This is a genomic window from Rhodohalobacter sp. (genome assembly GCF_034521535.1).
In the GTDB taxonomy this organism is placed as follows: Bacteria; Bacteroidota; Rhodothermia; order Balneolales; family Balneolaceae; genus Rhodohalobacter.
The window spans coordinates 1-25,344 of the sequence record NZ_JAXHMF010000004.1 but is presented as its reverse complement, the minus strand read 5'-3'; the positions used below and the strand labels follow the sequence as shown (position 1 = coordinate 25,344).

Annotated in this window: 18 protein-coding genes and 1 pseudogene; 7 read left to right on the top strand and 12 right to left on the bottom strand. The window is 43.0% G+C overall.

The window, feature by feature from the left end; translation table 11 throughout:
• Positions 1-155: 155 nt before the first annotated feature.
• The 4 genes and pseudogenes from ispG to U5K35_RS05870 all read right to left on the bottom strand — a co-directional run bounded on the left by ispG (position 156) and on the right by U5K35_RS05870 (position 4,602).
• Positions 156-1,374 (bottom strand): annotated as a pseudogene (ispG, locus tag U5K35_RS19540) (flavodoxin-dependent (E)-4-hydroxy-3-methylbut-2-enyl-diphosphate synthase).
• 198 nt (positions 1,375-1,572) lie between these two features.
• The gene (locus U5K35_RS05880; RefSeq protein WP_322570550.1) at positions 1,573-2,460 is read right to left on the bottom strand and encodes a rhomboid family intramembrane serine protease; all 888 of its coding nucleotides are present in this window, start codon (positions 2,458-2,460) and stop codon (positions 1,573-1,575) included.
• Positions 2,461-2,478: 18 nt separating this feature from the next.
• Positions 2,479-3,105, bottom strand: a complete 627-nt coding sequence (locus tag U5K35_RS05875; protein ID WP_322570549.1) for a rhomboid family intramembrane serine protease — start codon at positions 3,103-3,105, stop codon at positions 2,479-2,481.
• Between the two features lie 15 nt (positions 3,106-3,120).
• A complete protein-coding gene (locus U5K35_RS05870; RefSeq protein WP_322570548.1) occupies positions 3,121-4,602 on the bottom strand; it encodes an NAD(P)/FAD-dependent oxidoreductase in 1,482 nt (493 codons plus the stop codon).
• A gap of 400 nt (positions 4,603-5,002) precedes the next feature.
• Between U5K35_RS05870 and nei the strand changes: the two genes are divergently transcribed.
• Positions 5,003-5,821: an endonuclease VIII gene (nei, locus tag U5K35_RS05865; protein ID WP_322570547.1), complete on the top strand. Its 819-nt coding sequence runs from the start codon at positions 5,003-5,005 to the stop codon at positions 5,819-5,821.
• Between the two features lie 248 nt (positions 5,822-6,069).
• Here the strand turns inward: nei and U5K35_RS05860 are convergent, their stop codons facing one another.
• Both U5K35_RS05860 and U5K35_RS05855 read right to left on the bottom strand, forming a co-directional pair.
• A complete protein-coding gene (locus U5K35_RS05860; RefSeq protein ID WP_322570546.1) occupies positions 6,070-6,531 on the bottom strand; it encodes a hypothetical protein in 462 nt (153 codons plus the stop codon).
• Between the two features lie 110 nt (positions 6,532-6,641).
• Entirely contained in the window at positions 6,642-6,923 is a 282-nt protein-coding gene (locus U5K35_RS05855; protein WP_322570545.1) for a type II toxin-antitoxin system Phd/YefM family antitoxin, read from the bottom strand.
• A 249-nt stretch (positions 6,924-7,172) separates the two neighbouring features.
• Between U5K35_RS05855 and U5K35_RS05850 the strand changes: the two genes are divergently transcribed.
• Positions 7,173-7,781: a porin family protein gene (locus U5K35_RS05850; RefSeq protein ID WP_322570544.1), complete on the top strand. Its 609-nt coding sequence runs from the start codon at positions 7,173-7,175 to the stop codon at positions 7,779-7,781.
• Positions 7,782-8,176: 395 nt separating this feature from the next.
• Here the strand turns inward: U5K35_RS05850 and U5K35_RS05845 are convergent, their stop codons facing one another.
• The 4 genes from U5K35_RS05845 to U5K35_RS05830 form a co-directional block, all read right to left on the bottom strand.
• Positions 8,177-8,473, bottom strand: a complete 297-nt coding sequence (locus U5K35_RS05845; RefSeq protein ID WP_322570543.1) for a hypothetical protein — start codon at positions 8,471-8,473, stop codon at positions 8,177-8,179.
• A gap of 96 nt (positions 8,474-8,569) precedes the next feature.
• A complete protein-coding gene (locus U5K35_RS05840) occupies positions 8,570-8,734 on the bottom strand; it encodes a YqaE/Pmp3 family membrane protein (RefSeq protein WP_322570542.1) in 165 nt (54 codons plus the stop codon).
• 273 nt (positions 8,735-9,007) lie between these two features.
• Positions 9,008-11,674 (bottom strand): hypothetical protein, encoded by a 2,667-nt coding sequence (locus tag U5K35_RS05835; protein ID WP_322570541.1) that lies wholly within the window; start codon positions 11,672-11,674, stop codon positions 9,008-9,010.
• A gap of 309 nt (positions 11,675-11,983) precedes the next feature.
• Positions 11,984-14,956 carry a tetratricopeptide repeat protein gene (locus U5K35_RS05830; RefSeq protein ID WP_322570540.1) on the bottom strand — a complete coding sequence of 991 codons (2,973 nt, stop codon included), beginning with the start codon at positions 14,954-14,956 and terminating at the stop codon, positions 11,984-11,986.
• Positions 14,957-15,398: 442 nt separating this feature from the next.
• Between U5K35_RS05830 and U5K35_RS05825 the strand changes: the two genes are divergently transcribed.
• The 4 genes from U5K35_RS05825 (at position 15,399) to U5K35_RS05810 (ending at position 21,638) form a co-directional block, all read left to right on the top strand.
• The gene (locus U5K35_RS05825) at positions 15,399-16,625 is read left to right on the top strand and encodes a DUF4856 domain-containing protein (protein WP_322570539.1); all 1,227 of its coding nucleotides are present in this window, start codon (positions 15,399-15,401) and stop codon (positions 16,623-16,625) included.
• Between the two features lie 71 nt (positions 16,626-16,696).
• Positions 16,697-17,806, top strand: a complete 1,110-nt coding sequence (locus U5K35_RS05820) for an imelysin family protein (protein WP_322570538.1) — start codon at positions 16,697-16,699, stop codon at positions 17,804-17,806.
• 3 nt (positions 17,807-17,809) lie between these two features.
• The gene (locus U5K35_RS05815; RefSeq protein ID WP_322570537.1) at positions 17,810-19,180 is read left to right on the top strand and encodes an HTTM domain-containing protein; all 1,371 of its coding nucleotides are present in this window, start codon (positions 17,810-17,812) and stop codon (positions 19,178-19,180) included.
• Entirely contained in the window at positions 19,158-21,638 is a 2,481-nt protein-coding gene (locus U5K35_RS05810; RefSeq protein WP_322570536.1) for a TonB-dependent receptor domain-containing protein, read from the top strand. The genes U5K35_RS05815 and U5K35_RS05810 overlap by 23 nt, the downstream gene beginning before the upstream one ends.
• A gap of 414 nt (positions 21,639-22,052) precedes the next feature.
• Here the strand turns inward: U5K35_RS05810 and U5K35_RS05805 are convergent, their stop codons facing one another.
• Positions 22,053-22,196, bottom strand: a complete 144-nt coding sequence (locus U5K35_RS05805) for a hypothetical protein (RefSeq protein ID WP_322570535.1) — start codon at positions 22,194-22,196, stop codon at positions 22,053-22,055.
• 678 nt (positions 22,197-22,874) lie between these two features.
• Here U5K35_RS05805 and U5K35_RS05800 point away from each other — a divergent pair.
• Complete coding sequence (locus U5K35_RS05800) at positions 22,875-24,341, top strand: mucoidy inhibitor MuiA family protein (protein ID WP_322570534.1); 1,467 nt, start codon at positions 22,875-22,877, stop codon at positions 24,339-24,341.
• Positions 24,342-24,553: 212 nt separating this feature from the next.
• Here U5K35_RS05800 and U5K35_RS05795 read toward each other — a convergent pair whose 3' ends face one another.
• Positions 24,554-25,180 (bottom strand): class I SAM-dependent methyltransferase, encoded by a 627-nt coding sequence (locus U5K35_RS05795; protein ID WP_322570533.1) that lies wholly within the window; start codon positions 25,178-25,180, stop codon positions 24,554-24,556.
• Between the last annotated feature and the right edge of the window lie 164 nt (positions 25,181-25,344).

Here is a 25,344-nt window from a genome sequence, read left to right as displayed (position 1 = left end):
AAATCAGACAGATAAAAGTGTAAGCGCTTACATTAATTTCTGCAATTTACCTGTAAAATTCAACAAATTTCGATCAGAAATGAAGTTTTAAATCAGCTTTAGAGCACCTTGAATCAAAGATATGACCGTCTGATTTTAAATGTGAACCACAGAGGCTACTTACTGTAATTCTTTACCACATAATCATCCAGTATTTTTCTAAACTCTGCACCAATTCCCTCTCCTTTAAGCGTAGTGAAATGCTCTCCATCAACATAAACGGGTGCTTTGGGTTCCTCAAATGTTCCGGGAAGTGAGATACCGATATTGGCATGCCTGGACTCACCGGGCCCGTTTACCACACAGCCCATCACGGCCACATCCATCTCCTCCACTCCGGGATAGACTTCGCGCCACACCGGCATTGTCTCAACAATATAATTTTGTATTTCATCAGCCAGCTCCTGGAAATAGGTGCTCTTCGTTCTGCCGCAACCGGGACATGAGGTAACCTGAGGAATAAAACTTCTGATTCCGAGTGACTGAAGTATCTGCTGACAAATTCTCACCTCTTCGGCACGATCAGCTCCCGGCATCGGGGTGAGCGATACTCTTATCGTATCTCCAATTCCTTCCTGCAAAAGCACGCCCAATGCTACAGAACTCGCTACGGTACCTTTCATTCCCATTCCGGCCTCAGTGAGTCCCAGATGTAGCGGATACTTTCAGGTCATTCGCGATTCTTCTGTAGACATTAATCAGATCCTGTACGCCGCTCATTTTACAGCTAACGACAATTTTATCTGAAGCCAGTCCAACATCCTCAGCCAGCGCCGTGGATCGCCGGGCACTTTCCACCATCGTGTCCAGCATCACCTCTTTGGAGGTTTTTGGTTCTTTTCTGTTGTTATTTTCGTCCATGTACTGAGCCAGTAACTGCTGATCCAAAGATCCCCAGTTTACTCCAATTCGAACCGGCTTGTCATATTTGATCGCCTGCTCTACAATAGTGCAAAAATTCTCATCACGGGTTTTAGTGCCGGTGTTTCCCGGATTAATCCGAAACTTGGCCAGTGCCTTCGCCATATCCGGATATTTCGTTAACAGCTTGTGTCCGTTATAGTGAAAATCCCCCACGATTGGGACTGTGACACCGCGATTCAGCAGCTTCTCTTTGATAGACGGCACCGCTTTGGCTGAGGCGTCGTTGTTCACCGTAATCCGTACAATCTCCGAACCGGCCTGATGCAGATGATCAATCTGATCCACTGTCTCATCAATATCCGCCGTATCCGTATTGGTCATCGACTGCACCACAATCGGATGCCCGCCACCAACAGGAACATCACCTACCATTACCGTGATTGATTTTCTTCGCTTAATTGGACTGCTCATTTTTATGTAAAACTATGAATTTAAAAAGGTGAAACGTGAAAAGGCAAAAGTGAAAAAGTATTTTTAAAAGTAAAAAAAGATACTGATCTATTGTTACCAAGATTAATCTGAGGTAAATCAAGACAAAAATACCATGTTTCACGTTTCACTTTTGCCTTTTGCCTTTTGCCTTTTGCCTTTTGCCTTTTGCCTTAAAAATCAGTTTCTCTTGCTCAAATCAAACAGTTTTTTCTTCTCCTCTTTGGTGAGGCCATCGTAGCCTTTTTTGGAGATTTTTTCCAGGATATCGTCAAGATCGGAGACCTCCTCTTCGTCAAGAATTTCCACGTCACTTACAGAGTACATATCCCTGTTCTTTTTTCGCTTCTTCTCTTTATTCTTTTTGCTGAACCCGGAAAGTTCAGGATTCCATATTTTTTCGATCGGCCGAACAAATTTAGACAAGTCTACCCCGTTATAGTGGGCTTTAACCAAAAGGTATCCGATACCGGCACCGCCAAGGTGAACCAGCCGGGCCACATTATCTCCGGCACCAATAAAGAGCACATCAAACAGAATAAGGCCTGCAACCACATAGCGCGCCTGAATGGGCGGTAGCAGAAAAAGCATGATCGGCATGGTTGGGTACATGTAGGCAAAGGCGACCATCACACCAAAAACAGCACCTGATGCTCCGATCACCATACTTGACCCGTAAAGAAACGAGAGGGCCACATGAAAAAATGCACCGCCGATACCTGCACCGAAAAAGATCACTGCAAACGTTCGGGGTCCCAATCCCTCCTCTACTGCACGACCCATCCACCAAAGCCAGAGCATGTTAAAGAGTAGGTGAAATCCACCGCCGTGCAAAAACATATAGGTTACAAATCGCCACGGTTGAGTTACAGCCGTTACCAGGTCTGGATTAAACCCAAGCCATTCGACGATATATCGGTTCAGAGTTTGACCACCGATCTGAATACCGCCAAAAAATGCCTGAAAAATGAACACGATCACATTGATGGCGATTAGCGTACGAATCACCGTCGGCATTTGCATGAAGCCGCGTTTAAAAGAGTTCCAAAATGAGTCTTGCTGATACATATTCATTATTCAATCTGATTATGCGCGTCGTTCGCCTTTCAAGCCCCAGTATTTGATTAAGATATAGCCTACAACCATACCGCCGAGGTGAGCAAAGTGAGCAATTCCGCTGTCGGGGCGCATCAGGCCGGACATCAACTCAATAGCTCCAAAAATAGCAACAAAGTATTTTGCCTTAATCGGTACCGGAGGTATTAAAAGCATAATGTAACGATCAGGAAACATCATTCCGAAAGCCAAAAGGATTCCATAAACTGCACCCGATGCTCCTACTGTCGGCGCACCGCTTCCGCCAATCCACATGTGAATGAGCGCTGCTCCTACTCCTGTTAAAAAGTAGTAGATCGCAAAGCGTTTTGTTCCCCAGAAGTTTTCAATACCCTGCCCAAAAATCCATAGGGCAAACAGGTTAAAAATGATGTGACCGAATCCGGCGTGTATAAACATATAGGTGATAAGCTGCCATGGAGCAAAATTGCCGGAACCGATAGGCCAGAGAGCCCCAAACATCATCAGATACTGCTGAAGCATCGGATTCATCAACGCCACAAAAACCAACAGATTGACAATAATCAGGTGTTTTACGGCAGGAGGAAAAATAGAAAATTGCGTTGTGGGCGAATAGTTATTGTTGTCGTAATTCAATGAAACTGTTGTTTTTTAAAAATTATTCTGAGCTCTATAATATACGTGAAATCCGCTTAAAGTTACGCCCGGAATTCCCTGACCCGGAAATACCGTATCTCCGCAAAGATAGAGACCTTTAAACGGGGTTTGATTTGGCGTCCAATCGAGCAGTGAACGCTCCATACTCTGCGGAATGCCCCCTACGCGTCCTTTTTTGCGATTTACCCAGTTCTCCCAGCTGACCGGGGTTGCCGAAAATGCTAGCTTGATTTCTGCATTATCAAATTGCGGAAGCTGTTCTTTGAGAACGGCTATAACCTGCTCTTCTACTCGCTCTTTTTCTGCATCATAACTGCCATTTAAAGAGAACCAATAGTCGGTTTCGGTATGCGATGAGATATTCAGAACACGCGTCCCCTCTTTGGATCGTTCCTCGTCATCCGGATGAGAAAATGAGACAAATATCGAATCGGAGTGAATGCCTGAAATTGGGTTTTTGATGTGAATCTGATGATGAAGCGGCATATCATCGGGATAGACATCATCGGTGACAATACCCATGGTAAATGCTCCCCACGCCTCACTGTACTTGGCGGATTCCTGCTTGAAGTATTCAGCCATTTTACCGGAGGTAATATCCTCCATATTCCAAACCGGGATGCCCGATACAACCTGTCTCGCCTGATATGTCCGGTTTTTAGAAGTCGTTATTTTAAAATTTCCCGCATCTTTCGCAAGAGACAACACCTTCTCTTTGGTTTGAACCTTACCGCCTTTCTCTGTGATGAAATCACTTAAAGTTTCCGCCATCTTTTTCAGTCCGCCGGGTACAGAATAGTTTGAGCAGTTTGTGTAGGTTACGGCCGGAGCACCGAAAAGAAACGGTGTATCGTTCGATTTAGACTGTGCAGATATCAACAGCTGCTCATCCAGAAAACGGAAAAACTCCGGATTGGTGATGCTGCAGTCCCTTGCAAACTCCTTTACCGATTTGAATGCATAAGGCAGAACCCACACATCACGCGGATCATTTTTAAGGAGTTTCATCCAATCCGTGGCTGATTGCGGAGGAAACGCTGCATTCTTTTCGGATACTCTCCAGACCACATCGGCTACCTTAAACGCTTTTTCCCAAAACAGCTCCTGTGCTTTCTCCTCTCCGAAATGACGGATTGATTCTCTAATCCATTCATCCCGGTCTTCGTAGCGTGTGATCTCCTTTCCGTTCAGATGCACTCTCATTGACGGATTGAGCTTCACTTTTGGAATGGTTATGCCCAGGGTCTCTTCCAGTTTTTTTAGAGGTTGATGCTCGTCAAAGCCGATCAGCGTGGTTGCACCGGATTCAAAAATGTATCCTTTCCGAAAGTATGAGGAGCTGCATCCGCCGATGGCAAGTGCAGCTTCCAGTACCAAAACGGAGTGCCCATCTTTTGCCAAAAGGGAAGCCGCAGTTAAGCCGCCCATCCCTGAGCCGATCACAATAAAATCGTAAACTTTGTCTGTTTGTTTCATATCCGCAGAACAACAAAGAGTGCTTCAGAGGTTCCTGTTTGATCTGTTAATTGATTGATTTATGATAGATATAATAAAAGTAGCCACGGAAGCACGGAACTGCACGGAAGCTTCTGCTTTTTTCCGTGTTTCCGTGGCAATCATTCCTGTAAACTATCTACTATTAAACAGAATGAATTGTTAGTGTTCCAATTTGTGCTATTCTGCCACGAAGGGTTCGATCTGCGAAACTCTGCGCAAACATCTGCGAGAACCCCTCTCAAACCAAATCTAATCACTTAACCCATTTATGGGTTACACAAACGAGCGCGGGATTTATCCCCACTTCCACTATTGAGAATGATCTTCCCCCAATTACCGTTTAAATCAGCTAAACACATAAAAATATAAAAACCCGGAAATGCCTGAAGGACCCGAAGTTCATCGTGAAGCCGACAAGATCCGAAACGCAATCGGAGATCAGTCGCCCATCTATCTCTATTTTTATCATGATCACCTCAAACCCTTCGAAAGCGATCTGGCCGGTAAACAGGTTGAAAACGTTGAGGCATACGGCAAAGGCCTCGTTATCTCATTTGAAGACGATTATCACATCTACTCACACAACCAGCTATACGGAAAATGGTACATCAAGCCGGCAGGAGATTATCCTAAAACAAACCGTGAGCTGCGCCTTGAAATTCGAACGGATAGAAAGTCGGCACTGCTCTATAGCGCCAGCGATATTGACGTGATGGATGAAGTATCTCTCCACGAGCATCCTTATCTAAGCAAACTGGGACCCGACCTGCTAAAGGGCGTACAGCCCGAAACCATTGCAGAAAGAACTGTGGACGATCAATTCCGAAGAAAGTCATTCGCCTCCCTCCTGCTTAATCAGGGATTCCTGAGCGGTGTGGGAAACTATCTGCGAACAGAAATTTTGTACGATGCCCGTATTCATCCAAAAAAACGCCCGATGGATCTTTCGGACGAGGCTATTGAAACATTCTCTAAATCCGCACTAACCATCACCGGCCGCTCCTACGAAACCGGCGGACTTACTACGCCTGATGATCTGGCCATGAAACTGAAATCGGAGGGGAAAAAGCGTCGCGACTACCGGCACTTTCTGTTTGGCAGAGAAAATAAACCGTGTCACATTTGCGGAAACATCATTCAAAAAACAAAGATGTCGGGTAGAAGGATTTATATTTGTGAATCTTGCCAGGAAAAATAGATCTGTTTGCTAAAGTAATTATAGTGAAATCAGGTGTTTCATTTCACGCCATTATAGCCACGGCTCATCTTTTGACGCGAAGCGAAACACGGAATTGCACGGAAATTTCAATCCATTCCGTGTTTCCGTGGCAAGCATTCTGCAAATCTGCGAGAAATAGCTCTCAATTTTTATTTAAACAAAAACCCATTCATGGGTTAAACACTCGAGCGAGGTATTTATCCCGGCTATCCCCTACCTAACAAAATTCAAAACCTGATCCTCACTCCTGCCCCGCCATTGATATCAAAATTGGATTGAGTTTCCGGCATGATGGGCAGTGTCGGTGCCAGTTCAAAGAAAAGGCTCAGCCTACGGGCTACATTGAACTGCAAACCAATTGGGATTCGTGCCGCAAATTGGGTTTCATCTTCAAAAAGAAAACGCCCGCCCAAACCGGTATAGAACGCAACTCCTGAATTTGTCCAAAAGTGCCAAAGGTAGTTGATGTGCAGGTGCATGTTTCCCGAAGGATTATGCATATTCCCCGACGAACCGAGAGACCATGCCACTCCAAGATCAACAGCTGATCTATCTGATGTCCAGAATTTTGCACTGACACCGGTCGGTTCACCGATAATCACACCCAATTCGGTACTTTGTGCGTTGGATTCATGATTCAGTGAAAAGAGCAAAGCAACAGTTAATGTCACTGCAAAAAAGTGTCTCATGTGTATAGTGTCAGATTAGGATTTCATTTGATTCAATACTAAACCGGGATGAGACATATTGTTTCTTTAGTCAGTTGAAGAGTAAATAAACCGTTAATCTGAAAAATGATTTATGACGCATATTGTGATCTCAATGTTCTGATAAACTCATCATGGTCTATACCCTCACCGCTCTTCAGCTCTTTCCGGGCAGCGACAATCTCTTCCAATAACTGAGCTTTATCTACTAACTTCCGATACTCGTCAGAATCTAGTAAAACTGCACTATTTCGCCCCTGCTTTGTAATCACAAGAGGACGCCGATCTTCCTTTAACTTTTTTATGTAAGATGCTACATCTCCTTGGAAGTCGGAAAGTGAGCAAAAATTTTCTTCAAGTTGGATTTTTGACATAACAATAATTTTAAATTCAATCGGATTATAGCTTAACCCTCTATTGTCATATTAACTGAATTTACCATTCGATTCAATAAAGTTTGTGGGATTGAGCCTAATCGGCAGATAAAATTGAATCAGAGATTTAGATCGGAACAGAACTTGAATCTACTCTCAAAGCTGAATGAGGATATCCGGGTGACCGACTGCTTTTTGAGGAACATTTACTTAAAAACCTGAGTCAGATAGTAAAAGTAAATGACTCAGATGATAAACGATTTAAGATTAGCCATTCTCGTAACAATTTTCCTGGCAGCAGGATTTGAAACAGCATTTCCACAACAGTCTGAAATTGGGTTTAATGGTGGATTAAACATCTACTCGCTCAATTTCAGTGACAATCACGTTACCGGTAACCGGTCCGTACTTCATTACGGTTTTATTGGTCGGTTTTATCCTGAAAAGATCGCTCCACTCTCCCTTCAAACCGAGCTGATCTACTCACCACAAGGTGTAAAATTGAGAAGTGAAAATTCTTTAATTAGGCTGGATCATGTCAATGTACCTATCCTTTTTCAGTATAAGTTTGACAATGATATTCTAGTTCAGGCAGGCCCACAACTCGGTTTTCTTATGAATGCCTGGGCGGATCAAGATGCGGCAACGTATGATTTAAAAAACAGGTTCAGAAAAGTAGATTTAAGTTTAAGTGCAGGTCTAAGTTATCCGCTGATGTCTAACGGTCTGGGAATTGATATCAGGTATAATCTTGGACTGAGTAAAATTTCTACAGACAGTTTTTACAGATCCAGAAATCGTGGTCTTAAAATAAGCTTGTTTTACCTCTTTGATTTTAGTAATCATTCATCAAGATGACTTCAGAAGTTCGAAGACCGATTTAACACAAATCTCAATACATTTGATATTGATGTAAAACAAAGGCATCTATGTTTAGCGACCTGTCATTAGGAGATGTCTCGACTCTATTCCGGTTCACTCCGATCACCTGCATACCGCTCGACATGACAGAACCGTATATAGAATAAAAGTCAGGGGTGTGCAGCTATTGGCTGCACACCCCTGACTTTTTGTAGAAGCATGAGCGATTGTCATGTCGAGCGAAGTACCGACGCTTTTCGTAGGTACGCAGTCGAGACATCTCCATATTGTGAAAAATTCAAGTCAGATTGACCTGAAAAGATGTTGCTCAAATTAATAGCTCTCCCGGATATCTGGGAAAGATTTTGGACAGATATAACCCGAGGTCAAGTTTACCCTTGAGTCAATAAAATCATACTATCTTCCAGTGCCCCAACCGAGTGTGGAGCTTCTGCAGGAATTTCGACCTCGTCATGCTGTTTCAGCCGGATGTCCTTTTTTCCCTGGTGATAAATCACATCACCTTCTAAAACCAATAGTTTGGTGGGATGATGAGCTTTATGATCTTCCAGTTTCATTCCTTTTCGAAAACCAAAGAGCAAAACTTTAAAATGTTCACCTATGTGAAACGCCTTGGCTACCGGTTTTTTCGATGTCTCGAGCTGTTTTTTAATCTCCTTAATTGTCATAATTCTGGTATCTATTTAGAAATGTAAGTTGTAAGAAAAGATAGATTTGAATTTCGACATCATATGTCCCCAAATCTTCTATGCTCCTGTGTTTATTTATTGATCATGTTTGGCAATAACCCATACAGCGTGAATAATACCGGGTACATATCCTAAAATAGTCAATAATATGTTGAGCCAAAATGCTCCGCCAATGCCTACCGTTAAAAAAACACCGACCGGTGGCAAAAGTATGGCTAAAATCAATCGAATTATACTCATAAGTATAGATTTATTAGATGAATGTATATTGGCATAAAATATACAGTTTCAACCCGATAAAACTAGTCTGCTAATGAATTGAATCTTTTTGTATAGAATATTTTTGGGATCAAAAAAAGCCGGCGGTTTTCAACCGGCCGGCTTTCGAGTATTATATACCCATTCTATGGATAAAAGAATCAGATAATAACTTACTATTGTTTGAGACTTATTAGTGTTTAAGCAAGCTAAAAGTATTGGTAACTTTCGGACTTGCGAATAATTAACCGGATTTTATATGCCTACACAGACATTGGTGCCTGGCACACAAACACTGATCGATCGGTTCTGCCAGTCAGTTTGTACGGTGAGATTTCCGCTGTGTACTGTAATCGTATTACCCAATGCACCTTTATAGGTGAGTGATCCATTTGCTGTTAACGATATTCCGTTTTGGGTTAGCCTGGTCGCAATAGATCCACTAACTGTTGCTGAGACTCCCAAATAGGAAGTTCCTCTGGAAAAGTTATTTGAACCGGTAAAAACATAACCGTTTTGATTGATATTACCTGTCACCCGAGCATTCAAACTGTTGTTAAGTTTTATGTTAAATGCTGCAGATACGCCGGAGTTAGTACTTGCAGTAAGGGTTGAGTTTGTGACCGGGAAATTTACACCATAAAAAGTAAGTTCACTGGCCATGCTGCCGGTCAATTTCATTTCGCTCGAAGTAATTGAACCGTACACATTCGAGGTTCTGAGATTATGGGGTAATGCGAGTGTTCCATTAATAAAAACACCGTCATTATTCAAAGTTATATCTCCATTTGACATCGGCAACTCCACAGCGCTAAATGTGAGATCCTCATTGACTGCATTGGCCAGATAGACATGCTCATTGGTGATTTCACCTTCAACCGCTCGCGATGCCAGAAATGGTATTTCATAGGAGGCATCCATAAACACACCTGATTGACTGTCTATGAGCAAGCTGCCGTTCGAAACCGGAATCTCGAGTGAACCAAATGAAAGCGTTCTGTCAACTTCGCCTTCGAACAGGAATTGATCCTGATTGATAATACCTGTCATCTGGTTGTAGCCAACAAATGGAATCTGAGTCTCACCCTGCAGTTCCAGAATACGGTCGGGATCTGTGGATACAGTAAGTTCAAGGTCTCTGGTGGGCAGGTTTAAACCGGTCGTCAACGCAAGTTCAGAGCCCTGGCTAACCATCCCGCTCATCGTCAGGCCTACGTCTGTAAGTTCACCTGAAGTGGAGGCTTCTCCGATATCAAAAGGCAAAATAACCTGACCTCGAAACGTAGCCCCGGAATCACTTGAAACTGACAATTCAAACTCCTTGTTTCCTAAAATCACATTATTTGGCAGGGTAATATCGTTGATTACTTCTGTTCGGAAATTATAATTTCCGGCATAAATAGATCCTTCCAGTTCAGTTGTGTTAGTAAATGGCCCGATTGGAAGACCTTGTTTGTTTAGAAAGTATATTCCTTCGGAGTTAAAATTAAATACTGATTTACCAAGTTCTACTTCTCCATAACTTGGAATAATCATATTCATGTTTGATTCTACATAAAAGGAAGTTTCATCCATTCCCGGTCCAATATTAAAATAACCAAACTGTTTTTCTGTAGGTGGTGAAAACAAATATTGCTTTATATTTTCGCCGAATATGTCAGCAAGAACTGGAGTATTGAATGATCCTCCGAAACGCATAAAAGCTAAATTATCTCCTCCTTGCGGTAACGTATATCGATATTGATAAAATCCTTCAATCGGACTTAAATCAATATCTGTCCCGAAAATATCTCTGCCGGTATACTCATTAATTGACGGTAAAATACCTTCAAGAATTAAACCCAAACCGGGGGCACTAAATGAGATTTCTCCTGTATAGGAATCAGTTCTGTCTATACCGGCTCGGTTGACAAGCAGGTCTACGATAAAAATTTTATTATCATTCTCAGAATAGGTCGACATGTCACCCGTGATATTTAGCAGCTGATATGTACCCGGAATCGGAAAACGTGCAAATTTAAGATAGATATGAGACTGTAATCCTGAAAGATTTTCAAATCCGTTAAATGCACTGAATAATTCAGTGTCAACCAGACCGAATTCAGATAGACTATACTCGGGAGTTGTGAATGTACCTTCATTAGAAAGACCGATAATCATATATGTATCCGTACTCACTTCAAAGATATTCTCGCCAATGTCTATTCCTTTTTCCAATGCTTTTTCTGAAAGCTTCTTCCAAAAAGATTTAACTGCATCATCTGCATTTCCACCGTCGCCATCCGGAATGGGTACCTGAACTTTAATGAACACGGCTGGGTCATCAATATCAATGTACATATCATAGAAATCGTAAATGAAATCATTGGCACGGCGGCGTAATTCAAATTTACCATCTCTGTTTTCATCAAAAACCCGGAAATGTACGTAATACCGATCCGGATTAAGAGGAATATCTGTTTCGGTATCTGCGATATATTCGCTGCCTATTTTATATTCAATGTGTGACTCAATTTTATCCCAGGCAAACTCTTCCAGTAAATCTTTATAGATACCCATATCCGGAAATTCGGGCAGTCCGATACCTGAAATCGACACAATTGCACCATTGGTGTCGAGTTCCACTTCGAATTCACCTTCTCCAATTGAAAATTCAACACCATTCCCATTGATACCAATTAACGAGCCATTAAACCGATACCCATCCTCCGTTTCGGTTACATCATCAGAATCGATTTTAAAATTATCGGATGGTGGCGGATCAATTGGATCTCCCGGGCTATCATCATCGGTTGGATCTTCAACCTCCGTTGTATCATCGATGTCCGGACCTGTGGAGCTGTTGCCACAAGAGCTTACTGTAAGCAGTACGGCTAAAAAGCCTGCAAGAAAAAATAGATAGGATTTTTTGAATGTTTTCATAATACCCGAATTGAGTTACTGTTGGATTGAATACTGCACCTCAATTCGAATCTATATCCGGACGCTTACAACTGCTGTAACTGTCGTTGCAAAGTGTTGTAAAGATGTTGTAAAAATGGGCTTTCAGTTGTTGAATTGGGTTTTGTAGGGGAAAAGGAGGATTGATAAATCCCCTCTCGAGAGGGGAAAAGGATGTGAAAAAGGTGGAACACCGATTTTCACACCGAGGGGTGTGTTCTGATCGTTGGTTGGATTTTGAGATAGTTTTGCGTTTCCGGTCCACATGAACACACCCCTGCTTATCGAAAATCATGCTGCGCATGTTTTCTCAAATCTATCCCCTCTCCAGAGGGGACTTTCTATTCCATTCCTTCTACCCGGACTATTTCCCTTCCCCGCCTCAAATTCGCTCGGACTTACTCCAAACTTCTCCCGGAATGACTTACTGAAATAGGATGGACTATTGAAGCCAACCTCATAAGCAATTTCGGAAATGCTTCCAGTGTGGTTTTCAATTTTATCTTTAGCCAGGTTGAGTCGATATGAACGAATAAATTCACTTGCGGAGAGGTCGGTAAGTGCAACCAGTTTTCGGTGAAGTTGAGAACGGCTCATGCCCACTTCACGAGCGAGCTGATCCACCGAAAAATCTTCATCCACTAAATGTTTTTTAATGGCCTCCACCACCCGTAGCAGAAATGCCTCTTCCATCGATTGTGCGGAGAGTTCATCGGGTTTGATCTCTATCTTCCGGTTATACTTCTCTCTCATTTTATTCCTGGAGAGTATCAGATTTTCAACGCGAAGCAGAAGTTCATCAGGGCGGAAAGGTTTCGTGAGGTAATCGTCGGCATGGGTCTGAAGACCCTGAATCCGGTCTTCATGAGAAGCCTTTGCTGTGAGCAGAATAAGAGGAATGTGGCTGGTTTTATCATCCTGTTTCAGGATTTCTGCCACCTTGTAACCGGTCATCTTTGGCATCATCACGTCACTGATAATTAGATCCGGAATCACATTAAGTGCACTTTCAACACCGGCCTCACCATCGGGAGCGGTGATAATACGATAGGAGTCTTTCAGAATACCGACCAAATAATTGATCACGTCTTCGTTATCTTCAATAATTAGTAGAAGAGGAGTTGAATCATCCGCTGAAGTAAATGAATCCAATTCCGTATTGGCAGTGATTTTTCTTGTAGTCATTGCAGGTTTTGCGGGTTGATCAAAGGATGCGGATACAACCCGTTCCTGCTCAGTATACTGTTTTTCAGAAACCGGAAGTTCTACTGTAAACCTGGTTCCTTCACCGGTTTTACTACTAACAAAAATCTCACCCTTGTGGAGAATTACCAACTCTCGTGTAAGTGCCAGACCGATTCCGGAACCGATACTTTCCGAATTTTCTTTTTCCGAGCCGCGGTAAAAACGGTCAAAAATATGCTTCAAATCTTCTTCAGGAATACCCGCACCGCAGTCTTCAACTTCCAACCTGAATCGATTCAGTCCATCTGCGCTTTTAAATTCAACTAATCTGACGCTCAATTCACAATTCTCAGGAGAGAATTTCAGTGCATTGCCGATAAGGTTGATCAATATCGTTTCCAGTTTGTTTCGATCCACCCAGGCTTCAAAGTCTGTTATTTGGCATTCAACGGTAATCTGAATCTGCTTCATGTCGGCTAATGATTGAAACGACATAGCCACACCTTTTACAAGCGACTCAAGGTTTGTTTTTTCTACGGAGAGCGACAGGTTGCCAGATTCCAGACGTGACAGATCAAGAAGTTGATTGATGAGTGATAACAAGCGGTCACTGTTTTTCTGCATGATGTTGAGCTCTTTATGAACGGTCGGATCATCTATTTTTGACTTCAGTTGTTCAATCGGTCCGGATATCAGGGTGAGCGGTGTTCTGAACTCATGTGATATATTGGAAAAAAAATTGGACTTCATTTGAGCAACCTCTTCACTTGTTTCAAGAAGCTCGCGGTTTTTTCTGGCTTTGTATCGTTGACCGGAATAGAGCAGTAACAGAAACAGGGAAACAAGGATACCGGAGGCCAGATAGGTATTCCGGCGAAATGAGGCATTTTCAGCTTCTAAAGTAAGCTGATCAATGGTCTGATCCCGTTTCTCCGTTTCATAAAGAATCTGCAGTTGGTTAATCTGTTTTTCACTTTCAATAGCAAAAAGGCTGTCTATTGTAGAGATATAGAGCTTCAGAGCTCGATTTGCTGCTTCAAATTGTCCCAATCCTTCATAAGCATCAGCCATATTTCGATAGGTATATTGCATCCTGTCAAGATCACTGCGTTCTTTTCCGGTCTTTTCAGCCTGCAGCGAATATGAGAGCGCCTGTTCAAAATCATTTAAATCAAGATACGCTTCTGCAATTCCGTTTAGTGTAGCAGTTGTGTTGTAACCGGTCTCCTGCATAATTTCAAGCGCCTGCAGCAAATTTGACAAACCATCTTCAGGATAGCCCATCTTTCTGTACGTAGAGCCGATATTACCCAGAATAATCGCTACGTCTTGGCGGTATCCCAGTTCCCTGGCAAGCTCAAGAGCTTCTGTGTGAAACGTCATCGCGCTTTCGTAATCTTCAAAACGCTGGTTAGCAGCCCCAAGATTCAGTTTACTTATCATGATGCCGGTCGGATCTTCCATCTCAAGGTCCAGTGCCAGGGCTTCATTGAAATACCGGATAGACTCTTCATATCGCCCACTACGCATGTATGTATTACCAATAATGGTATAAGAAACTGCCATACTGGTTTTACGCTGAAGTTTCTCATTAATGCGTAATGCCTCGAACAGATGGTTCAATGCTGTTGAAAAATCACCGAGTTCCTGATATATCCTGCCCAATGAATTTTGTGTGTTAGCTACATTAGATTCAAGATTCAATTCTTTAAAAAGTTCAAGCGCCTGACGAATATGTTCCAGTGCATCCGAATATTCACTGGTGGATTCATAATATCGGCTTAGGTTATAATGCCCTTCAGCCGTTAACTTTTTAAACTCCCCTTCTCGAGATTTTTCGATTCCCTCCTTAAAATTGGATAGTATCTCCTGCGAATTTTTTGCAGTGCGTATGTAGATTTCGCCAATTTCGTATAGAGCTTTGATTTCCATTTCGGTGTTTGCGGATTCCCGGCTTTCTACAAGAGCTTGCTGTGCATATTCCAAGGCAAGATCCGGATCACTGAAAATAAATTCATCAACCAGTTCAAGCAGTTCTTCAGCTGACTTTGACTGAGTTTTTTGATTTGTTTGCGGCATAGCATGGACAGCCTGACAAGAGGTCAGAAAACAAACTAGTAAAACACTTTTGAACCAAACATTTATGATATGCTGCCCCTTAACTGCCATAATTGCCCCGGATTTGTTAATTGTGAAAGGCTTCCGGATGCTCTCTAATTAATTCCGGAAAATAAAACAGATCTGCCTAATACAGTCTATAAAGTGGTAAATACACGGAACATCTACAAATCATTGAAAGGCATATAATTCATAAACCTGAATAAGTAATCTTCAGAATCTCAAGGGTATTCGATTTTAAAAACGTATAAACTTCGCTACCCCCAACGTGGTTTGACACGTGAAATATTATTTAGATTTGATCTAATTAAATTTTGCAAGAGCTAATGATCTTCTTAACTTAGACTCATTCTAAATAACTAAACAGAACCACAACTATTAACCGCAAAGGTCTTACCAAAGAATGAAAACGATAAGATTATTACTCTTACCTCTTTTAACACTCAGCTTTTTTGTTTCTTGCGATATCAATAGCAGCGACGACACTGATATTGAAGTCCCTCCCACATACGAATTTGAAAGAAACGGTGAATCTACAGTAGCCTTTTCAGGACAAACTACACGAATCAAAATGGCTGATGAGCTGTTCTCAGCTATGCTGGATTTTGAGAATACCACAGAAGAACTTCTGCTTCAAATGTACCGAAATCAGAACGAAAACGGCAATGAAGTAGATCCCTACTCTGAGGAAGAACTCAACGCATCCACCAAAAGCATTAAAAGTAAAGTGGCCGATTCCCGCGATTATTTTACCGGTAACGCAACTCTGAGTGCAGAAATCAAAAATGATTTTGAAACATGGTTGATCGCTCAGGTCGAGGAAGTATTTCCAAACCGAAATCTGCTTGCAACACCCGGCGTACCCGGACAAATTGCTGACGGTTCCAAAGAGCGCTACATCAACGGACAAGGTCTGGAGTACAACCAAATGGTAGCCAAAAGTCTGAACGGTGCACTGATGGCCGATCAAATGCTGAATAACTACCTGAGTCCTGCCGTTTTGGATGAAGCTTCAAACCGTGAGGAAAACGATAACGGAGAAACCGAAGAAGGCTCTAACTATACAACCATGGAGCATAAATGGGACGAAGCTTACGGCTATATTTTTGGAACTTCAGCGAATCCCGCGAATCCAATTGCCACTATCGGCAGTGACGATATCTTCCTGAACAAATATTCAGGTCAGGTGAGTGAAGACGATGACTTCTCATCTTTGGCCGAAGATATGTTTGAGGCTTTCAAACTGGGTCGTGCTGCTATCGTTGCCGGAGATTATGAAGTTCGCGACGAGCAAGCCGCTATTATTCAGGAATCTATTTCAAAAGTAATCGGCGTGCGTGCAGTTTACTATCTGCAGGCCGGTAAGCGTCAAATTGAAGATGAGCAACTGGGCTCAGCTTTCCATTCCCTTTCCGAAGGATATGGATTTATCTACAGCCTTCAGTTCACCCGAATACCGGGCACCGAGCAGCCTTACCTGAGCAGCAGCGAAGTAGAAGCTATGCTCACCGATCTGCTTGATGATGGCCAAAATGGTCTTTGGGATGTTGAAACATCAACCCTTGATGATTTATCTGAACAAATTGCCGACAAATTTGATTTTACATTAGAAGAAGCTGCTTCTAACTAATTCAAATTCCTTACACAAAAGCTGGCAGCTTTAAATGGCTGCCGGCTTTCTGCTCTTAAAAAACTGTGACTATGAAGAAATTTGCTTTATTTATTTTTACCATTCTACTGATTTGGGGCTGTACTGATGAAGGCCCGTCAGGACCAAGTGCGGATGATTTTGACCGTGAGGCGATTTTAGAAAACTGGGCCGATAATATCATCATCCCGGCATTTACCAATTTTTCTGAAACCACCGATCAGCTTCACGCTTCCGCGGAAACCTTTGCTGCCGATCCTACACAACAAAATCTTGAATCGCTCCGAAACAGCTGGGAATCAGCCTATCTTGCATTCCAGCACGTGTCCATGTTTGAAATGGGCCTGGCCATGGAGATCCGCTTCCGGGACTACCTAAACATCTACCCCACCGATGCTGAAGAGATCGAAAGCAGTATTCAATCCGGTAATTATAACCTGGAACTGCCGTCACTGACCGACAGCCAGGGTTTTCCGGCTCTTGATTATTTACTGCATGGCCTCGGTGAAAACGACGATGAAATTCTCTCATTCTATACCACCGATGAAAATGCCGGAAACTACCGTACTTACCTTACAGATCTAACACAACGAATTGACGATTTAACCAATCAGGTGCTGGGCAACTGGACCTCCGGTTACCGCGACGAATTTGTGAGCAACTCAGGTAACGGCGCTAATTCGTCCCTGGACATGATGGTGAACGACTATATCTTCTACTACGAGAAACACCTCAGAGCCGGAAAAATTGGTATTCCCGCCGGAGTATTTTCAGGAACTCCCCTGAGCAGTCATGTTGAAGCATACTATAGTAATGGATTTTCCAAGGCGTTGTTTAATGAAGCTCTGACGGCCAGTGTCAACTTTTTCAATGGCGTTCATTTCGATAGTGAAATCGATGGCCAAAGCCTGGATGATTATCTGGACTACCTGAACACCATGAAAGACGGAGCGGATTTAACCGGTTTGATTAACAGTCAGTTTCAACTGGCCGGTCAGGAAGCTGACGCACTGAATCCCGATTTTGCCGCGCAGGTAGAATCTGATAACTCCCTGATGCTTTCTACCTATGATGAACTGCAGCAAAACGTCGTATACATGAAAGTGGATATGCTTCAGGCACTCAACATTAACGTGGATTATGTGGACGCAGACGGCGACTAATCAGTGAATTCATCAACCATTCGCTCCTATTTTACCGATACTCAGAATGCTGCTCCATTAGCCGTTTTCCGAATCCTGTTTGGAATTCTGATGCTGTGGAGCATCGTTCGTTTTGCGGCCAACGGCTGGATTTACAAGCTCTACATTGAGCCGCAATTCTTCTTCTCATATTACGGCTTCGAATGGGTGCAGCCGCTTGGCGAATGGACCTATCTTATTTTTACGATTTGCGGTTTGTCGGCCCTCTTCGTGGCAATCGGATTCAAATACCGCATTGCCATCATCGTCTTTTTCCTCAGCTTCACCTACATCGAGCTGATGGACAAAACTACCTATCTAAACCATTACTATTTCATCAGCATCCTCAGTTTTCTGATGATTTTTCTGCCGGCTCACGCTTACTATTCAGTCGATGCTTTTCGTGATAAAAACCTCAGATCTCAACAAGTACCCCGATGGTCTGTCGATTCCATCAAGCTGCTGCTGGGGATCGTCTATTTTTACGCCGGGCTTGCCAAGCTTAACTCCGACTGGCTGTTTGAAGCCATGCCGCTGCAGATCTGGCTTCCGGCCAAATACTCCATTCCGCTGCTCGGGGATCTGCTGCAGCAAACCTGGGTTCACTACGCTTTTGCGTGGAGCGGTGCCATATATGATCTCACAATCCCGTTTCTGCTCCTTTACCGGAGAACTCGGGTTTTTGCTTTCGCCCTGGTTGTGATCTTCCATGTACTCACACGGGTACTCTTCCCTATCGGGATGTTTCCATACATCATGATTGCGAGTGCCCTCATCTTTTTTGATGCGGGATTACACAATAAGATCCTGGCAAAAGTTTCTGAATGGCTCAGGATCTCCAAATCTCTATTCGATAACGGAAAAAACTATCAATTTCCCAGGGTATGGATCCGGAAAACCTCCATTGGAATTCTGACACTATTTTTCATCCTTCAGCTGCTGATACCCTTCCGGTATATGCTATATCCCGGTGAACTGTTCTGGACCGAAGAGGGCTATCGTTTTTCATGGCGGGTGATGCTGATGGAAAAAGCCGGATACGCCAATTTCAAAGTGGTTAATCCGGAAAACGGCCAGCGATTTTACGTGGATAACACACAATTTTTGACCCGTTTTCAGGAAAAACAGATGTCCTCACAGCCCGATTTTATTCTGGAGTACGCTCACTTTCTGGAAAATCATTATCAACAACAGGGCATTGATGATCCCGAAATTTACGTGGAAAGTTATGTAGCGCTAAACGGGCGTCGAAGTCAGCCTTATGTAAATCCCGATGTGGATTTAACCGAAATTGAACCCTCATTTAAACACCGAACCTGGTTACTCTCTTTTAATGATGAAATTAAAGGCCTTTAGTTTATTTCTTCTTTTTGGATGTTTTGGGTTGTCTGCCCAGGCTCAGCATCAGATCTATGGCTATGTTGTAGACAAAGAGACCAAGGAACCCATCGAGAATGTAGATATCTACGATAACGATGCCGGAAAATCTTTCAGCACCGACAAGGATGGTTACTTTGAAATCAATGATCTGTCCGACGGCACGTATGTCCTCTTTTTCTACAAGCTGGGATATGAAGTGGTGCAAAAATCCGTCACCCTGGATTCAGAAAACCTGGACACCTCAATACAGATGGAAAAACTTTCCAGGGAGCTGACCGAGCTGTCGGTCACAGACCGGCAAGATCAGGTATTCACTATGCGACGGTTGCGGGAAGTTGAGGGAACCTCGATTTTTGCCGGCAAGAAAACAGAAGTCATCAACCTCGAGCAAATGGTTGTCAACACCTCGGGTAACAATGCACGGCAGATTTACAGTCAGATATCCGGACTGAACATTTTTGAATCGAACGACGCCGGACTTCAGCTCAATATCGGCGGCCGCGGGCTCGACCCCAGCCGTTCATCCAACTTTAATGTCCGACAAAACGGGTACGACATCAGCGCGGATGTTCTCGGCTATCCCGAAAGCTACTACACCCCTACCGCCGAAGCGCTGGATGAAATTCAGGTCATACGCGGAGCGGCTTCCCTGCAATATGGAACTCAGTTTGGTGGCTTGGTCAATTTCAAACTGAAGAAACCGATCCGGACTAAAAATCTCGAATTTACTACCCGACAATCTGTGGGTTCAAACGCGCTCTTTACCTCCTTCAACAGTCTGAGCGGAACAACCGGAAAGCTGGGCTACTACGGATTTTTCAACTATAAGAATGGAGACGGCTTTCGGCCAAATTCCGGTTTTGAGTCACAGAATGCGTACATCTACACCGATTATCAATTAGGAAAAAACACAAAACTAAGCGCCGATTTTACATATCTGTACTATCTCGCCCAACAGCCCGGTGGACTGACCGACGCTCAGTTTTATCGCAACCCGGAAGTCAGCAATCGAACCCGGAACTGGTTTGAGGTAGACTGGAAATTAGCCTCAGCAGCGCTGGAGCATACCTTTTCATCACGTACCAAATTAAGTCTGATGGCTTTCGGGTTAGACGCCTCCCGTAAATCCCTCGGTTTCCGAACCAACCGTGTTTCGCAAGAGGATGATCTTGACGCCCCGCGTGATCTCATTCTGGGGGATTTCAACAACTGGGGAGCCGAAGCCCGGTTTCTGCATCGCTACAAAATTGGAGTTAAAAACTCCGTGTTTCTAATCGGCTCAAAATATTACAACTCCAAAAACACGTCCATTCAGGGACCCGGATCAGCCAGCGCTGAGGCTGACTTCACTCTGGCTGATGATCAATTTCCCAACTTTCCCAATCAATCGGATTTTACCTTCCCAAACAAAAACGTGGCCATTTTCGGAGAGAACATCTTTTACCTGAAAGATAATTTATCCATCACCCCCGGTTTTCGTTTTGAATATATCAACACCCGGAGCCGCGGGTCATTTAAACGCGTAAATTTTGATCTGGCCGGAAATCCCATTCAGAATGAAACTTTCGAGGACAACCGGGATTTTGAACGCAGCTTTGTTCTGCTGGGTGTCGGACTCAGCTATCTGCCTGTTCCCAAAACCGAATTCTACGGTAATTTCTCCCAGAATTATCGCTCTGTAACGTTCAACGATATTCGCATTGTCAATCCAACATTTCAGGTGGATCCGGAGATTACCGACGAGAGCGGTTTTACGGCAGATTTTGGTATTCGCGGGCGGTTTGGAGAGAATATCTCCTACGACGTTGGCGGATTCGGCTTGATGTACGACAATCGCATCGGTGAGGTTTTACGGGCAGAAACCCGGATCAATGCAGAGGGTGAGCCGGAAGAGACCGGGCGGGTTGTTCGTTTTCGCGGGAATATCGGGCAGGCATTTATGTACGGTATCGAAAGTCTTGTGGAGGTAAACCTGCTGCCGTTTATTATCAAAGAGAACCGTGATCTGAAGTTCAGCGTCTTTGCCAATACAGCGGTTACAAAGTCTGAATATCTTGATTCCGATATTGCCGGAGTGGAAGGTAATCAGGTTGAATTTGTGCCTTTTTTGAATCTCAAGACCGGATTTAGAGCCGGATACAAGAATCTGCAGACAAGCCTTCAGTACACCTACGTTTCCGGTCAGTATACCGATGCGTCCAATGCCGAACAGAATCCATTTGATAACCAGAGCGGCATCCGCGGTGAAATTCCGGCTTATGATGTTATGGATATCTCCGCTTCCTATTCATGGAGAAATTTCAAACTGGAATCGGGTATTAACAACGTGCTGAACAACTGGTATTTTACACGACGAGCCACCGGATATCCCGGACCGGGTATCATCCCTTCCCCACCTCGTACGTTTTACCTGACGCTTCAATTAAAGATTTAAAAGATTGTACCGTTTTGCTTTCCAGGCTGGTTAATTAACCTGAGTTCGATATAATTTTATCGATAATCGTCAGTTTGAGCGCAGTTTCGACCTTTTTTTGGTCGGAACGGAGTTGAAAACACATTTCGACTACATTTCGAGGAAAAAGCACCCTCGAAATTGCGCTCAATGTGACGGATTGACATTTTCATTACTGACGTTAATTATCTTATATTTCCGTAAACTTCTTTGGGAGTAGGCGCGTTATCCAGAGATTAAGTACGTTGGCAGTGAACCAGTCATTAAAGCTTGAGCTTGAAACTTTTTCCGAGCTTAAACACTCGTTCTTTGCTGAGACGTTTGAAAAGAAGGCTGTCGAATAATTAGTTTGACCAAATATTTAGTTCTTAACTATAGAGCCAATGAAATATGAGGTCAGATTAGCCCGATTTGGTATTCCTTTTGGGCAGTAAGACCAAATTCTGTTCCCTGATAAACAGTGTATGGGAATTCAATGAAAAGTGTGATCAAGCAGAGCCCGCCAAACATCCAAACAAAATAGTTAATGAATATTTTCATTTTGATTATTTGGTCTTAGCAGTTGAGATGAAAGAAAAGGTTAAAAATTAAACCTCTCATTACAGATGTGTCTTTCAGTCGTAATAATTTCGCCATTAATGCCCACAGAATTTTCAACAATCGTTTCGCACTCCACATGATCATTGCTGAAATGAATAAAAGTTAAAATTCCGGCAGTTAAAATAACGATCCCCAATATAGTCCCGATCAAAATATTTTTACTCAACTGTGTATGTTTTATAGATTAAACAACTTGGCAGCGAAGCGACCACGTATAATTTGATACAAATGTACTACTAAATAAAGTAATTAAAAATCTAAAACCGGTAACACAAGATCTATACGCCGTAAACTCAACTTTGCCGTAAAAAAATCCGGGACGATCTGCATCCTCATCTTTTGAACAGGCATTGAAACGCCTCAAAATTAATGGCTCGCCTGAGTTTAATAATCCAATACCTTTCGACCGTGTATATACCTCAATCGGTTGACCATTTTACACGTATGGAGGTAAATAATTTTTCTTACTTTCTCATACAGACTCAAGCCAAACAAATCATCTTCTTATGAATCTATTCATTGCTTTTCTACTTCTGCTTACATTTCAGGCTGAAACCGGTGACGCCTCAAGAGATTCACTACAAATAGAAAGCACTATCGATCAGGTTACGGTTTATCGTGACGGAGCACTTGTCCAAAGATCATCTCGAAGTACAGCTGCCGGCCGGAATCAGTCAAGTAGTGTTTACCGGTCTTACCCGTCAAATTTACGAAGAGACCATCACTTTACGTACAGAACAGGGATCTTTAACACTTTTAAGCCTCAATACACAACTTAATCAGAATGGATCTGCTAATAAACGCGAAGAACTGGATTCCCTCTCTGTCATAAAACAGAATTTGGAGGATGAGATCACACTTCTCAATGCCGATCAAACCAATCTTACCCGGGAACTCAATCTGCTTGCGGCCAATCAAAACCTTACCGATGGCCAGGGAGTGGAGCTCTCCGGGCTGAAGGAAGCCATGGAATATTATCGTGAACGCTATCGCACGATCGAGTCACAAAAAATTGAAACGGACAAAGAGTTAGCTAGGGTCAGTGAAAATCTGAATGAGATAAACCGGAAGATTAATGAGCTGGAAAATGAAATACGTCGGCAAAGCAATGAAGTAGTGGCAGTAATCGATTCTCCAAGAGATCAAGCCACCTCTCTGAATCTTTCATACGTCGCTTATCGTGCCGGGTGGACACCTTCTTACGATGTCCGCTATTCCGGTCCAAACTCTCCACTCTCTCTCGATTATAAGGCCGAGATTTATCAGGATACCGGAGAGGATTGGAACCGGGTAAGTCTGGCCATATCGTCAGGACGACATCAGAGAGGCAATACAGTGCCGGACATATCAACCGAATACGTCGATTTTCAACCGGATGAATCAGCCATGCAAATGGATGCCCAGCGAAGTTTGAACGAAGTAATTGTTACTGCAGCACAGACTGAAGCTGCACCGGGTGTTTCTATTCGTACGGACGAACAGATTCGCTTCAGTTATGAGATTCAGGAGCCCCATTCGATTGCATCGGGTGATCGTGCGATACTACCGTTTCATCGAGAAGAGACGGCTGTTGATATTCATCATATAACCGTTCCCAAACTGAATTCCGGTGTCTTTCTGGTCGCAGAAATTGAAGATTGGGAGTCATTGCATCTGATTGACGGCGAAGCCAATCTCTTTATGAATGGTTCCTTTACAGGTAAAAGCCGGATTACAACTGAAGTGTTTGAAGAGTCGCTCCGGTTATCCCTGGGCCAGAATGACTTCATACTTACTGAACGAAACCGAGTCCGGGATGTAACGTCCAAGAATTTCTTCGGGAGCCGAACCCGCGAAAATCACGGTTGGGAAATCGTTCTGAGAAATACCGGCAATGAACCCTTATCTGTAACGGTTAAAGACCAGATACCTGTTTCCCGACAATCGGAGATTAATGTAGAACTCACAGAACGAAGTGGCGCGGCATTCAATGAAAGTACAGGGATTTTAGAATGGGACGTTAATCTCAGTCCAGGTCAGACCCAAACCATCCCATTTTCCTATCGTGTAGAGTACCCACGTGACAGACAGCTAGACAGTTATTGAGAAGCTTTATAAAATCAGCTAATTTTTTATCAAAACTCGGAAAGCGGTTTAATCTTTTCTGAAACTAAAATATCCACAGCAATGCTCAATTCGACTTTACCTTACATTACAATGGTGAGGAAGGTTGGTTAACGGTTCGGTGCATAACGGGCGCGTGGGACCCGTTTAAACATACTAAATATCATTTGCTTTAATACTGTAGAGAACGAAAGTTATATTAAAGCTTTTTGACCGATCATCAGGAAAATAGGAAAAAGCTTAGTTTCACCGTTTTCATTTACCTCTTTTTCCATTTTATAGGCTGTGGAAAAATTTATTTTTGTAAAGCCAAGTTCCTCCGCCAAATTTGCTAATTGTTCGCGATCAAATCCTTTATGGACATCATCAACGTCATGACCATGAAAGGAGCCGTCTTCTTTATCAAGATCAGCTACGCAAAGGTATCCGCCGGGATTAAGCAACTTATAAAATTGATTGAGAATTAACCGCGTATCCGGAATGTGGTGAAGAGTCATCATAGTATACACTAAATCAAAGTGCTTGTCGGGTAGTGGATCGCTGGTTAGATCAAGGTTGACCGATTCCATATCATCAGCTGACCTCGTTTTTATTTTGTTCCGCAATACTTCTAGCATTCCTGTCGAACTATCAGCTAAAGTGATGTGACCTATTTTTTCACGGAGTTCGAAACTAAGTTGTCCCGTTCCACAGCCATACTCGAAAGCAGACATGGTGTTAGAAAGTGGGACCTGTAAACTAATGGCCTCCGCAATACTTCTTGCGCGTTCTTGACTTTCAGGAGTATCCCAATCTTTGGCCTCTTCATCAAATCGTGACATAACGTAAAGGTTGAACTAAATTTTGAGTCGGATATCTATTTTATGAAACTAAGATACTTTATTTAATCTACTACCGGTTTCCAAAACGGCTAAACAATTATAATAAGCAACAATGAAAACGAAGCTCCTTCTGCGTCCACGGTAAATGTGTTATGCAATACAAC